The sequence below is a fragment of the Nostoc sp. 'Peltigera membranacea cyanobiont' 213 genome (assembly GCF_002245975.1).
Classification (GTDB): domain Bacteria; phylum Cyanobacteriota; class Cyanobacteriia; order Cyanobacteriales; family Nostocaceae; genus Nostoc.
Window position 1 is genome coordinate 66,826 of the sequence record NZ_NOLI01000020.1, and the last position, 13,582, is coordinate 80,407.

The 13,582-nt window shown below is 40.0% G+C and carries 10 protein-coding genes and 1 pseudogene; 3 read left to right on the forward strand and 8 right to left on the reverse strand.

Annotated features, from left to right (window positions below; all coding sequences use genetic code 11):
* Positions 1-97 precede the first annotated feature (97 nt).
* On the forward strand, positions 98-2,311 hold the full coding sequence (locus CDG77_RS08750; RefSeq protein ID WP_094329008.1) for a glycoside hydrolase family 10 protein: 2,214 nt from the start codon (positions 98-100) through the stop codon (positions 2,309-2,311).
* A 510-nt stretch (positions 2,312-2,821) separates the two neighbouring features.
* On the opposite strand, the gene CDG77_RS08755 is transcribed toward CDG77_RS08750, so the two are convergent.
* The 5 genes and pseudogenes from CDG77_RS08755 to CDG77_RS37405 form a co-directional block, all read right to left on the reverse strand.
* A complete protein-coding gene (locus CDG77_RS08755) occupies positions 2,822-3,508 on the reverse strand; it encodes a hypothetical protein (protein WP_094329009.1) in 687 nt (228 codons plus the stop codon).
* A gap of 561 nt (positions 3,509-4,069) precedes the next feature.
* Positions 4,070-4,669: a DUF1003 domain-containing protein gene (locus CDG77_RS08760; protein ID WP_094329010.1), complete on the reverse strand. Its 600-nt coding sequence runs from the start codon at positions 4,667-4,669 to the stop codon at positions 4,070-4,072.
* 451 nt (positions 4,670-5,120) lie between these two features.
* Positions 5,121-6,317: an aminotransferase-like domain-containing protein gene (locus CDG77_RS08765; protein WP_223269745.1), complete on the reverse strand. Its 1,197-nt coding sequence runs from the start codon at positions 6,315-6,317 to the stop codon at positions 5,121-5,123.
* A gap of 108 nt (positions 6,318-6,425) precedes the next feature.
* Positions 6,426-6,581 (reverse strand): annotated as a pseudogene (locus CDG77_RS37400) (GntR family transcriptional regulator); the annotation flags it as partial.
* 3 nt (positions 6,582-6,584) lie between these two features.
* On the reverse strand, positions 6,585-6,725 hold the full coding sequence (locus tag CDG77_RS37405; RefSeq protein WP_223269746.1) for a hypothetical protein: 141 nt from the start codon (positions 6,723-6,725) through the stop codon (positions 6,585-6,587).
* Positions 6,726-6,878: 153 nt separating this feature from the next.
* Here CDG77_RS37405 and CDG77_RS08770 point away from each other — a divergent pair, with 153 nt between their 5' ends.
* On the forward strand, positions 6,879-7,094 hold the full coding sequence (locus tag CDG77_RS08770) for a hypothetical protein (RefSeq protein ID WP_094329011.1): 216 nt from the start codon (positions 6,879-6,881) through the stop codon (positions 7,092-7,094).
* Positions 7,095-7,256: 162 nt separating this feature from the next.
* On the opposite strand, the gene CDG77_RS08775 is transcribed toward CDG77_RS08770, so the two are convergent.
* From CDG77_RS08775 to CDG77_RS08785, 3 genes are all read right to left on the reverse strand, one after another.
* Positions 7,257-8,810 carry a hydantoinase B/oxoprolinase family protein gene (locus CDG77_RS08775; protein ID WP_094329012.1) on the reverse strand — a complete coding sequence of 518 codons (1,554 nt, stop codon included), beginning with the start codon at positions 8,808-8,810 and terminating at the stop codon, positions 7,257-7,259.
* Positions 8,811-8,997: 187 nt separating this feature from the next.
* Complete coding sequence (locus CDG77_RS08780; protein WP_094329013.1) at positions 8,998-9,813, reverse strand: TrmH family RNA methyltransferase; 816 nt, start codon at positions 9,811-9,813, stop codon at positions 8,998-9,000.
* A gap of 212 nt (positions 9,814-10,025) precedes the next feature.
* Complete coding sequence (locus tag CDG77_RS08785) at positions 10,026-12,119, reverse strand: hydantoinase/oxoprolinase family protein (protein ID WP_094329014.1); 2,094 nt, start codon at positions 12,117-12,119, stop codon at positions 10,026-10,028.
* Positions 12,120-12,840: 721 nt separating this feature from the next.
* Here CDG77_RS08785 and infC point away from each other — a divergent pair.
* The gene (gene infC, locus CDG77_RS08790; RefSeq protein WP_094329015.1) at positions 12,841-13,374 is read left to right on the forward strand and encodes a translation initiation factor IF-3; all 534 of its coding nucleotides are present in this window, start codon (positions 12,841-12,843) and stop codon (positions 13,372-13,374) included.
* Positions 13,375-13,582: the final 208 nt, after the last annotated feature.

Here is a 13,582-nt window from a genome sequence, read left to right on the forward strand (position 1 = left end):
TGCAGCTAAATTACTGCATCAGTTTTTCTGGTGTAACAATTTAACATTTATATGGAATCAAATATAACCAATTAACCTCATTTAGTAAGCAGAAGTAATGACAACTCAGTTTTGGGAAAAAAGCAGAGAAATTAATGCGACTCCAAACAACTCATTTCCTTTGATCGCTCGAAGTTGGTGGCTTTTAAGGAAGCGTCTGCTGCCATTATTATGTCTGATATCATTTGTTGCGGTATTGCTGCTCAACAGCTTTGCCCCTGCCATTGCCCAACTACCCGCTCAACCTCGTCAGGAAATTCGGGGGGTGTGGTTGAGTGGTAACGACTTTAGCGTTTTCAGAAATCGCTCACAGGTGCTTGCAGCCATGAGCAAACTACGGCAGTTAAACTTTAATACTGTGTATCCCGTAGTCTGGAATGATGGTTACACACAATACCCCAGTGCCATCATGCAAAAAATGGGTATTCCCTTCTTCTTCAAGGGAACAGATGGGCAAGATGTGATTGCAGATATTATCAGCCAAGCCCGCAGAGAAGGTCTACTAGCGATACCCTGGTTTGAATTTGGTTTCATGGTTCCTCTGACTTCGGAACTTGCATCCCAGCATCCAGATTGGCTGACACAAAAGGGGGATGGAACTCAAACTTCAATTAGTGCTGCGGGTGAAGTAGCGTGGTTAAATCCCTTCCACCCCGAAGTGCAAAAGTTTATCAGGGAACTCGTTATGGAAGTTATTACTCAATACGATGCTGATGGGGTGCAATTTGACGATCATACGAGTTTACCCGTGGAGTTTGGTTATGATAAATACACGATTGGTCTATATACTCAAGAAACTGGCAATCCTCCTCCACCCAATCCCCAAGCCCAAGCATGGAAAAAATGGCGGGCAGATAAAATTACTGCATTCATGGTAGACCTCTACCAAACTGTGAAAGCCCGAAAACCGAATGCTATCTTCTCAGTTTCTCCCAATTACTATGATTTTGCTTACAAGCTGCAACTACAAGACTGGCTGAACTGGGTAAGGTTGGGTATTGTTGATGAGTTGGTTATGCAGGTATACCGTGATGATTTAGCAAGTTTTATTGCTCAAATTACCCGCCCAGAAATTTTAGAAACTCAACAAATCATTCCAACTGGTATCGGTATTATGGCAGGGTTACGAAATCGCCCAGTTTCCATAGCACGAATCCAATCCCAGGTAGAAGCAGTGCAACAACGCGGTTTAGGTATCGGCTTTTTCTACTACGAAAGCCTTTGGGATATCGCGCCAGAACCAGCAACGCAACGCCAGTCAGCATTTGCGGCTCTTTTTCCCAATTCAGCGTCGCGCGATATCTCTCAAAATACACCCCGCAAGCCAACTTTTAACACCATCAGCTTACCTTTGTATCCAAAACCTTCTCTTGGTCAACGTGTTCGCGGCTATTTTTTAGAAGTAGCGATCGCAGGTGGTCAACCAAAACGGGTCTTATTAGATACAGGGTCAGCAGGGCTGCGAGTTCCCAAAGAGTTTTTGGGTAATGCTCCGATCCAAAGTACAGGTCAAAATATCAAGGAGGTATTAAGTGATGGTACTATCCTAGAAGGGGAATTAGTTTATACTAATATCCGATTTGGTTTGCTTCCCGCCGCAGAACCTGTTCCCGTACAGATTGTTACTAGTCGCCAATGTACTGCTCAAAAACCAAAATGTTCCGCAAATAACGGTGTGCCATTTTCTGGTATTATTGGTGTTAACTATTTTGAAAAATCACTTCCCTATAACCCGTTGAGAAAATTACCAGGCAATCTGAGTAACGGATTTATAGTGGTTGGAAATGGTGGTAGTAATAACAATGGCAGCCTAATTCTCGGTTTAACTGCTGAAAATCAAGCAGGTTTCAAAATGGCTTCTTGGAGTCAACAACCTGAAATTAATGGTGTACTCGGTAATAGATGGGACTCTCGACTGAGCAAAGTTTGTTTAACTATTGCTGGGAGTTCTGCTAAAAATAATTGTAATGCCACAGCGATCGCTGATACCGGCACTATTAATGGTTTGACTGAATTCAAGTCAGCTTCTACAGCAGGAAAACTCAAACCAGGAGTATTAGGTTCAGCAAATGCTGTGAAAGTAGGAATTAATGGCATTTTTGATTACAGTTTGAAACCAGGAACCCGTGATGGATTTAATCGCTGGAATCTGAATATCTCGCCACAGTCAGAACTGCCTATATTTGTCAATACTGGAATTGCATTTTTTGATAAATACGATATCCTTTTTGACCAAATTAATGGGAAGCAGGGTTTTCGCAGTCGGCGGTAAAACTTAACACCTCATCATCAGTTAAATTTATCAACATCCAGAAGTGGCAGTTAACATTTATACATTACACTGTCGTTGTGGAATAGGATAAAGTCGAGCTTATAATTATGTCAGGTTAAACAATTGTCATTGCGAGTGCAACCTTCGCAATGACATATAGTAATTTGATACCAATTTAATGTGAAGTTGCAAATATCTCGATCCCCCTAAATCCCCCGATAAATTGGGGGACTTTGATAGATGTTTTTCCGGTTCCACCCTTAATAAGGGGAGCCAGCGCGGTCTTGGGGGTTTCCCCCATGAGCGACTGGCGTGGGCTAGGGGGGATCGAATTCTATGTAGCTTCATAAATAATTGGTAAGCTAAACCACATCTAGTTTGCATATCTAAAATTTTTATAACTCTTGTGGGGTGGGCATCTTGCCCGCCCTAATTATGCAATTTAAATGTGGAACAGCTTATGACGAGCATGATATTAGACCAATTCACGAAAATTCCGATCCATATAAATTAAAGAGCAAATTCAACTTTTCTTGAAGAAGATAACGCGATAGATAGTCCGTTAAACATCAGGCTGAAAGCTTCATATATACGGTCTATCATTTTAAAGAGGTGAATCTCTTGTTGATAATTGAGTTGTATCGTATTCAAATATAGTTGTATTTCGTTCTCAAAAATATCATGATTTTTCTCAGCACTAAGATGGTATTTGGAGAAATATTTAAGATTTGGTTTCCAGTTATTTTTTTCTAAAAAATCTGCAATACATTCAAAGAAAATATGACCAGCAGATTCTAAAGTCAGGATTAGAATAATTCTTTCGTAATCAGAAGTAGTGCGAAATACCTCTGACATCAGAAAAAATGTGGCATCACGCACAGCAGTATAAGGTTTGCTGTATAGAACTTGTAAGTTGGGTTGTTCAACATTCATTTCTTGGAGGTCATCTAAAAACCACTTTTCGTGTCCCATATCCTCCAGAAGATGTTGTTGAATCAATGTATAATATTTCTTGTCAGAAATTTGTAATAAATTTATTCTTAATAAATCCTGAAAAGACATTACCCAAAAACTAATATTGTGTGCAAGTCTGGCAAAATCGTCTAAATCATATTCACAGGTTTTTAAATTTTGAAAAAGATCGCTTTGAATTAATCTTTCCTGTTTTCGATAGAGATATTCTTGTATGGTATTCATCTTTTTTACATAGGGCTAGTATGTGATTATTGAAAAATTTCTGTACATCTGGTGGCACAGAAAATCAGAAGAGGTAGGTTAAGTAGCCGTTAAGGAGTTACTTAATTTACTCTCTGTCCAGAGTAAATTACTGATTTCAAGGTAAATTCTATTCCAATTAGCCAGATTGTAAATCTCCTATTAGTTAGTTGACAAAAAAGAAATAAAATGATGTGGACAGCTTTTTAGTATTTCCGTTATTCAGCACGTCATACCTTCTCTTCAGCCACCACAAAACCCCACTGCTCCCGGTTTTAGTGGCTGGGCTGACAGATTGGTGAAGTAAGAATGAAATTAGCTGAACCGACAGAAACTTAGTAAGCGATCGCTTTACCAAAAAAGTTAGCTCCCCATAACCATTTTTCTATCGTTCGGCTGATTAATTTTTCTAGACACCTAAGATAATAAGCAGGTATAAAATAGCCCAGAGAAAAACTCGTGGCTGAAGAATTAAAAAAAGGCGATAAAGTGAAGTAGAATCCAGCACAGGGTGAAATTACAAGTCTTTAACCGAATACGATATTATCTGTGGTTACGTTTGTTCGGCTTTTTTCTCTTAAGTGCTAGCTGCTGAAGTCGCTCAATTTCAGTTAATACATCTTCGGGCTTCGTTTCCATTTCTAAGTCAGCAAGCTCACTGTCTTCATCATTATTAATCCCCATTTTGTCTTGAATAGCATCAAGCATTTGCAATACTCGTGTGACTTCATGCTCTGTCAATAATGCAATTTGTAAATTTAAGTTGGCGCGATACTCACTTTCTTCACTGAGGCGGTTTTGACTAATTAACACAAATGTTGACAGAAAAATTGCTTCCAGCGATACCACCATTGTCAATAGTCCGTAGGGAAATGGATCGAACGGATGCACGCCAATTCTTCCCGTATTTAAAATAATCCAAGCTCCAAACCAGACTATATGTACATAAACAAAAACTATATGTCCTGAAAAGGAGGTAATCGTATCCGCAATTCGGTCTTGCAAGTTTCTTTTGTTAGCAGCCTGAAGCCGAAGACGGATGATAGTACGAATGTTCCGTTCTATGATTTTAGACAGTGCTGGATTATTGTCTTCATAGTCTAAGTATTTTTTTCCCTCTTCATTCATACCGCCTTGCTGCATAATTTTGATGTCCTGTTGTTAATAGCACCTTGAAAAAATTAGATTAACTAGCATACTTTGCTTGGTTAAATTCAAAATGCAATAATTCGGATTGTATTATAAACTAAAATGTTGGAGTTCCTGTGCCAGAGCTATTGCATTTTTGTGCCAAGACAATCAGTAAGCACCCTTTTTTGAGCAAAAATTTTGCAGGAGTACTCCAAATATCTGAATTACTATAGCCAATAGTATCTTCTTCGTATTTAATCTAATTGCAGATTTATTGAAACAGAACTAAATTCTTGCTTTTGTAGAATGAAACAGCCTTGCTTAAAAAGGTAGTTGCCAAAGGTGCGGGGATCTTATCCGAACCATTTGCGATCGCATTAATATTCAAGTTTCATCTTTTCATCTTAATGTATGCAGAAAAAAACTCGTTCAGTGCGAAGTAGATTAGGAAATCTGTGTTAATCTACGAACTGCGAACAAGTGGTTGGTAATGAGATATGCGATGTTTGGCAACAAGCCGCTCTGTATCTACGCATCCTCTATAAATATACTTTTTCAGCAACTTACCCACAATCGAAATACCTTGCTCAATTTCCTCTGGCGGGAGACAGAAAGTTAGACGCATCGCTGGATAACCCTGCTTATCGGGGAAAAACGCCGAACCGCACGCCAAGTATACATTTTGTGCAAAAGCTTCCTTACGAATTGTCCCAATCGGAATATCATCTGGTAACTGTACCCAGAGAAACAATCCACCCGTGGGAACTGTCCACCGGATTTCTTCAGGAAAATAACGCTCCAAAGCTTGCAACATAGTATTACGACTTTGCAGATTATCTGTGCGAAGTCGGCTGAGGTGACGGCGGTAATGTCCTGAAGCGAGATATTCGCTAACTATTGTTTGCGAAATACTGGATGTGTGCAAGTCGTGGAGTAACTTCCGCTCAATAATTGCTTGATAATGCTTACCTGTAACTACCATATAGCCAACTCGTAAACCAGGCATTAAAGTTTTAGAAAAAGTACTTAAATAAGTTACCAAATTATTTTTATCTAAAGCTTTAATTGGTGCTGGCACTGCATCAAAATTTATTCCTTCATAAGCATTATCTTCCAAAATATGACACTCATATTTTTCAGCTAATGCTAGTAATTGTTGACGATGATTTTGTGTTGTCGTCAATCCAGTCGGATTATGAAAAGTACTAATAGTATAAATTAATTTCGGGCGGTGGCTGTGGAGATATTGCTCTAATAAATCTAAATTCATTCCCTCCGCAGTCATGGGAATGCCAATAATCTTGGCTCCTAAGTTTTCTAAGATAGAAATTGCACCATAATAGGTGGGAGCTTCCACAATCACCCAATCACCAGGTTGGACATAATAACTCATAGCTAATGACAACCCTTGCTGAGAGCCATTAGTAATAATTAAATCCTCTGGAAAAACCTCTAATCCTTGATGTACTAACATTTGAGCAATTTGTCTGCACAGAGTTAGTTGTCCTTGAGGCATTTCATGGGGAAAGAAAATATCAGCATCATCTTGTCTTAGCGCTCGTCTAGCAATGAGGTTAATATCTTTTGGTGGACGAGGATAACCATAGCCAAAATTAATCATTCCTGGCTGTGTTTGTGCTTGCACCAGTGGAGTGTACATATCATAAAAAGAACACTTTTCTGGTTTTGTAATTATGACATTTTGGGCTGGAGCAAATTTAGATTCTAGATTGGTGCTTTTAAGAGAAATGCTGCTGACAAAATATCCTGAACCTTGACGAGCAGAAACAATCCCATCTGCTTCTAAAACGTTATATGCTTCTATAACCGTAAGTTTATTAACTTGTAAAGTGTCTGCCAGAGAGCGGATAGAAGGGAGGCGATCGCCATTTTTGAGTGCGCCAGATTTAATCAGATGACTGATGCGTTAGCGTAGCTCGCCGTAGGCATCGCGGATCTGTAAATAAATCGGTTTGTGTGACTGCCGTTCTAATAAAATGTTCATTTTGGCGCACTCGTCAATGACTAAATAATCATCAATACTGGCAATATAAACTATTTCTACCAACTTTACCTAGTACAGTTGAGAGTTTTTTGACTATACCAGTTGAAATGCAGCTTAACTGTACTAGATCAAATCTACCAAAACTGTACCTTCTCAGTTGCCAATTATTACGTGAAAGTAAAAGTAATAGTTCACTGTCGATCGGGTATTTTCACTATGAATAAATTTAATTTTTTGTTAAATTTACGAAAATATTGGCAACATTTTGTTACTTGGGTAGCAAGTGGCTCTGACCTCCAAGTGTGGCAGGAGTCAGACTGGCATGGTAACATTTCTTGTTGGCACGCCTACGATCCAATTACAGGGCGCTCTGCCTGTTTTGGTTCTGAAGAAGAAATACGAATTTGGATTGACAAGTGTTATTACAGATAAAATAATTTGCTAATCAATATGACAAATAGGCACTTCAGGACAATCGGAGACAATTCACTAGGACTTACGCAAAAACTCTCTGAAACTCTTATTTCTTTGTGTCCTTTGCGTCCTTTGCGGTTCGTTTTTTCATGACTTTGCATAAGTCCTGTTAAAAAAGTACTAGGAAACTTTACCAAATCCGCCTCCTCCAGGAGTTTCTATCACAAAAACATCCCCAGTCTTCATCTCTACTGTTGCTGTGCTGTCTAAATTCTCTTCAATTCCATTCTGACGTTGTATCCAGTTGCGTCCGACAATTCCGGCTTCCCCACCATTTAATCCAAAAGGAGGGATAATCCGATGTCCAGAGAGAATATTAGCTGTCATGGGTTCTAAAAAACGGATGCGGCGAACAACTCCATTCCCACCGGAATATTTTCCTTTACCACCGCTATCAGGACGAAGACTAAAGCTTTCTAAAAGTACAGGATAACGGGTTTCTAAAACTTCAGGATCGGTCAAGCGGGAGTTAGTCATGTGAGAATGAACGCCATCAGTTCCATCAAAATCAATTCCTGCTCCAGAACCGCCGCAGATAGTTTCATAATATTGATATTGCTCATTCCCAAAAGTGAAATTATTCATCGTCCCTTGAGAAGCAGCCATGACACCCAAAGCGCCATATAAAGCATCAACAATAGTTTGAGAAGTTTCTACATTACCCGCGACTACTGCGGCTGGATAGGTTGGGTTGAGCATACAACCAACCGGGATAATAATTTCTAGAGGATTAAGACACCCGGCATTGAGAGGAATATTATCATCAACCAAAGTCCGAAAGACATATAAGACTGCTGCTTGAGTTACAGCTTTAGGAGCATTAAAATTACTATTTAGTTGTTGAGAAGTTCCAGTAAAATCGATGGTTGCACTGCGGCTTTCTTGATGAATTGTAACTTTTACTTTAATTATTGCTCCATTATCCATTTCATAAATAAATGAGCCATCCTTGAGAACTGCGATCGCACGTCTCACAGACTCTTCAGCATTAGCTTGCACAAATGTCATATAAGCTTGAACAGGATCAATTCCGTATTGTGCAACCATTTTAGAAAGTTCTTTAACTCCCAGTTCATTTGCAGCAATTTGGGCTTTGAAATCGGCTAGATTTTGGTCAGGTTTACGAGCAGGATAAGTATGATTTGAGAGGTGCTGTCTGACTACGGTTTCTCGAAAATTTCCCTCTTCAACTAAGAGAAAATTATCAAAAAGAATTCCTTCTTCTTCTACTGTGGTGCTGTGAGGAGGCATTGAACCGGGGGTAATTCCACCAATATCTGCTTGGTGTCCGCGAGAAGCAACGTAGAATAGTGCAGAATTTTCTCCACTTTCTAGAAAAACAGGGGTAATTGCAGTTACGTCAGGAAGATGTGTACCGCCGTTATAGGGATTATTTGATAGATAGACATTTCCCGGTTTTAGGGTATCACCTTTATCATTAATTAAACTGCGGACACTTTCGCTCATTGAGCCTAAATGTACAGGAATATGGGGGGCGTTAGCAACTAGTAATCCAGAAGAATCAAAGATCGCGCAGGAGAAATCTAACCTTTCTTTGATATTGACAGATGTTGCTGTATTTTGGAGAACAATCCCCATTTGCTCGGCGATAAATTGATAGAGATTTTTGAATATTTCTAAGCGAACGGGATCGGGTTGAGATGTTGTGTACATTTTAATTCCTATTTATTTAAATTCAATGAATTGCTCGATATTTGCTCATGTAACTTAGGTTAAGTAGAGTGCAACCCAACACAAAACTTGATGAATGTTGGGTGTCACTTCACACTGCTCCCCGATGCAAGCTACAACTCAATCTACCAATTCGGGTAGTTTTCAACTCAAAAATGTGTTGAGATTATCATGTTCTCGACCTATAAACCTCATACATTAAGAGGCTACCTGCGACAGCAAGATTGAGAGAATCAACCGCACCTACCATCGGAATCCGAACAAGATGCTGGCATAAGTCTCGCTGTTCTGGAGTTAAACCTTGGCGCTCCTCACCGAGGAAAAGAAGAGTAGAATTGGGATAATTAAACTGATGAAATTCAGCTATTCCATCTGGTGAAGCACCGATGACAGGACAGCAGTGGTTGCGTACCCAATGACGGAGCGCAGAGAAGCTTGTCCGTACAAACTTCTGGTTAAAAAGCGAACCCATAGATGCGCGAATAACATCAGGAGCAAAGGGATCTATGCTTTCTTTGATGAAGATAAACCCAGCACCTCCAACAGCTTCTGATGTGCGAATCAAGGTTCCGAGGTTTCCTGGTGAGCGAACAGTTTCAACAGCCACCCAGCACAAACTAGGTTGTGGCGAAACATCACCCAGCTTGAACCAACGCTGACGAACAATTGCACCAACACCAGAAGCACGTTCACTCTGGGAAACACGTCGAAACTGTTCGGGTGTAAGGCTGATGCAAGGAACCCCAGAACGCCGAGATTGCCGAACTAACTTCCGTGCTAGAGGTGCTGTGAGCAGTTTCTCACTAAATGCGATCGCCGAAATCTCAAAACCGTTGTCAATTACCTTGACAAAGTTACGCACACCCTCGATGTAAAACAGTCCAGAGGCGTTCCGATATGCGCGGTCAAATTGGAGCCTTTTAATCTCGGTTAGTGTAGCCTCAACGTCTAACCGTTCATGGCTGGAACTATTAACACCAGCCATCCTCCTTTAGCAGAGCTACTTGGCTCTCTACATAGAAAATTTGAATTAGCATGAGATATTGCGGAAACTATACCGCAGACATCAACTTCATTGCTATAAATCTTAGCACACGCTTATTCTAAGTCGGTAGATACTTGAGATTTTATTTTAATATCTATACACAACCAACTGAAAGTTCGTAAGTTTGCTTAATGAGATTAAACCTAAAATCTCTATACAAAACGTTGCAAAATTAAATGATTACGTTGAGTTAATCTTGCGTTCCAATTAGGTTCAACTACAATCGTGCTAATTTTTTCAACAACGATCGCAGGCCCATTAATGCTATCTTCTGGTTGTAAATCTTCCCGTCGATAAACAGGGGTTTCATGCCATCTATCATTACTAAACATTCTTACTGTCTCAACAGATGTAGGAGTTTCATCTAAAGGGCGACTCCGAATAATTAAGGGTTCTTCTGGAGTATCCATTTTCTGAATTACTTCTACTGAGACTGATTCCACAATTAAGGTTTTATCTAATTGAATGAAACCATAACGAGATTTATGTTCATGCTCAAATTCTTGCCGCATCAATACTACATTATCGGCAAAGTTAACCGTTAAGGTAGAGTTAGTTCCTTCGTATTTTAAGTTAACTTTCCGGACTATCTTTACTTCACTATGCAATTTATCTATTTCATTTCTAGCTGGAGTTTCTAAATATTCCATTAACTGCTGTAATTTAGGAATTAATGCTTGGGTTAAATGCTGTTCTACTCCCCCTTCTCTAATCGCTCTAATATCAGCTAATCCCATGCCATAAGCAGAGAGAACACCAGCATAAGGGTGAAGAAATATTTTTTTCATGCCCAAGATATCAGCAATTAAACAAGCAACTTGCCCCCCTGCGCCGCCAAAACAACAAAGCACATATTGGCTGACATCATAACCCCGTTGCAGACTGATTTTTTTAATTGCGTTCGCCATGTTTTCTACTGCGATCGCAATAAATCCAGCAGCTACCGCTTCGGGAGTACAATCATTTAATGTCGCGCCTTGAATATCTTGGGCTAATTGGGTAAATTGCCGAATGACAGTATCTTTATCTAAAGGTAAATTGCCATCAATTCCAAAAACTGAGGGAAAATATTGTGGGTGAATTTTGCCTAACATTACATTGGCATCAGTAACTGTTAATGGGCCGCCACGTCGATAACAAGCAGGCCCGGGATTAGAACCAGCAGATTGAGGGCCGACACGATAACTAGAACCATCAAAAAAGAGAATTGAACCGCCTCCAGCCGCAATAGTATTAATTGCTAATACGGGAACTCGCATCCGCGCCCCAGCAATTTCCGAATCTAGTTGTCGTTCGTATTCTCCTTTAAAGTGGGCGACATCTGTACTTGTTCCTCCCATATCAAAGGTAATAACTGATTCAAAACCTGCTCTTTTACTAGTCTGAACTGCGCCGACAATACCACCAGCCGGGCCGCTTAAAATACTATCTTTGCCTTGAAATTGTTCGGCTGCAACTAAACCGCCGTCAGATTTCATGAACATTAATTTTACTCCAGGTAACTGACTCGCTATCTGGTTGACATAGCGGCGGAGAATCGGAGTTAAATAAGCATCAACTACTGTTGTATCTCCTCGGCTGACTAATTTCATTAAAGGACTAACTTGATGAGATACAGATATTTGTGTAAAACCGATTTCTTGGGCAATTTGGGATATTTGTTGTTCGTGATTAGGATAGCGATCGCTGTGCATAAAAACAATAGCGCAACTCCGAATTCCTATTTTGAAAAATGCTTGTAATTCCTTTTCTGCTTGTTGAATATCTACAGGAATTAATTCATTTCCATGAGCATCATAACGTTCGTTAATCTCAATTACCTGTTCATAAAGCATAGTTGGTAAAATTATCTGACGGGCAAAGATGTTAGGACGGTTTTGGTAGCCAATTCGCAGCGCATCTTTAAACCCTTTGGTGATGAGAAGAACAACTCTATCTCCTTTCCGTTCTAACAGTGCATTTGTTGCTACTGTTGTCCCCATTTTTATAACTTCTATTACTTCAGGAGGAATGGGTTCGTTGTCGGAAAAACCTATAATATCTCGTATACCTTGAATAGCTGCATCTTGATATTGTTCGGGATTTTCTGAAAGCAGTTTATAAACTATAATCCATTGCTGATTAGGCAGAGAAACAATTAAAAAACGTTCAGGATATCTTGAGAGTCTGTCTATAATTACCTGATTATTAGTAACGGCAACAATATCTGTGAATGTACCACCGCGATCGGCAAAAACTTTCAACATGATTCTGTTTCCTGTATTGGCTTTGTCGGTCGTATCATCCGGGAGCATCTCAATTTAGCAAAAATATACAGAACTGACGCAAAAACCCTTTTAAATCGTTTTCCCTTGTGTCCTCCCCTGCGGGAAGCCGCTCCGCGTCTATGTGTCCTTTGCGATTCGTTTTTTATCCTCCGGGGTAAGTCAAAATTCCGTATGTAAATGAAACTTGCACATTTGGGATGCTCCCTATCATCCAGTATAAATTTAGTTGTGGAACCTGTTACAGATAAGACTAGACTCAGCATTCCGGTCAAAATTCTGAGATTAGGGATTGCCTTGGTGAACCACTTATGCGGTAAGTCTAATTGATAGACTCCCTTTTTCTTATCGTTGGGATTTAAGGCTGGAAGTGGCTAACGTGCATGTTCGCACCAGAGGATGAGTTGAAACTACTCATCCATTTGGAGAGATGATATTGCTCAATGCGATCGCTAAAAGTATTGCTCAAAAATTGTAATAATATTTAACATGAGTCTAGGTTGTGTAATTTAGATTAACTATTGCAGAGAAATTCTCTCAGAGTTAGTAGAATGACAAATACAACGAGGCAACTATTTTATGGATTAGTTACTCTAGAACTGTAGACTACGTTTTCAGTTCTGAGTTATTTCCGTATTTTGCCTCTGAGGCATACTAATCAAGACTACACCAAATCCTTCATTAAGAGCTCCCACAAATCATAATGCCTGTGATTGAGAAGAAAAGAACTCGCGATCTGCCCCAAATTAACGAACGAATTCGTTTCCCGAAAATTCGGGTAATTGATACTGACGGTGCCCAACTGGGAATTATGCCCCCACAAGAAGCACTACAACTAGCAGAAGAAAAAGAGTTAGATTTGGTGCTTATAAGTGACAAAGCTGACCCGCCAGTTTGTCGGATTATGGACTACGGGAAATATAAGTTTGAGCAGGAGAAAAAGGCGCGGGAAGCCCGGAAAAAGCAGCACACGGCTGATGTCAAAGAAGTTAAGATGCGCTACAAAATAGAAGAACACGACTACAACGTGCGTGTTAAGCAAGCAGAGCGCTTTTTGAAAGATGGCGATAAAGTCAAAGCGACTGTGATGTTCCGGGGTCGAGAAATTCAACACAGCGACCTAGCAGAAGAATTGCTCAAGCGAATGGCAACGGATTTGGAGCCTTATGGCGAGCTTCAACAAGCGCCTAAAAAAGAAGGGCGAAACATGATGATGCTCATCTCGCCCAAAAAATAATCCTCTAACTGTTGAATAGACCAAGTTTGAAAAACCCCCGGCTATAAGTCAGGGGTTTTTTCGTTGGGATGCAAGATGCGCCCAAAACTTTAAAGTCATTTAAATTTATCTAAAATCGATAGTCCTGAAGGCTGAGTGGGAAACATAATACTAAGTTACTCAGGACTTTTGCTATTTCCAGGGGACGCGGGAGACAAGGGGACAAGGG

Coding starts and splice junctions, on each gene's coding strand:
- CDG77_RS08765 (WP_223269745.1), bottom strand. CDS start 6,317: ATGTACACTCCACTGGTGCAAGCACAAACACAGCCAGGAATGATTAAT.
- CDG77_RS08785 (WP_094329014.1), bottom strand. CDS start 12,119: ATGTTGAAAGTTTTTGCCGATCGCGGTGGTACATTCACAGATATTGTT.
- CDG77_RS08750 (WP_094329008.1), top strand. CDS start 98: ATGACAACTCAGTTTTGGGAAAAAAGCAGAGAAATTAATGCGACTCCA.
- CDG77_RS08760 (WP_094329010.1), bottom strand. CDS start 4,669: ATGCAGCAAGGCGGTATGAATGAAGAGGGAAAAAAATACTTAGACTAT.
- CDG77_RS08770 (WP_094329011.1), top strand. CDS start 6,879: ATGAATAAATTTAATTTTTTGTTAAATTTACGAAAATATTGGCAACAT.
- CDG77_RS08755 (WP_094329009.1), bottom strand. CDS start 3,508: ATGAATACCATACAAGAATATCTCTATCGAAAACAGGAAAGATTAATT.
- CDG77_RS08775 (WP_094329012.1), bottom strand. CDS start 8,810: ATGTACACAACATCTCAACCCGATCCCGTTCGCTTAGAAATATTCAAA.
- infC (WP_094329015.1), top strand. CDS start 12,841: ATGCCTGTGATTGAGAAGAAAAGAACTCGCGATCTGCCCCAAATTAAC.
- CDG77_RS08780 (WP_094329013.1), bottom strand. CDS start 9,813: ATGGCTGGTGTTAATAGTTCCAGCCATGAACGGTTAGACGTTGAGGCT.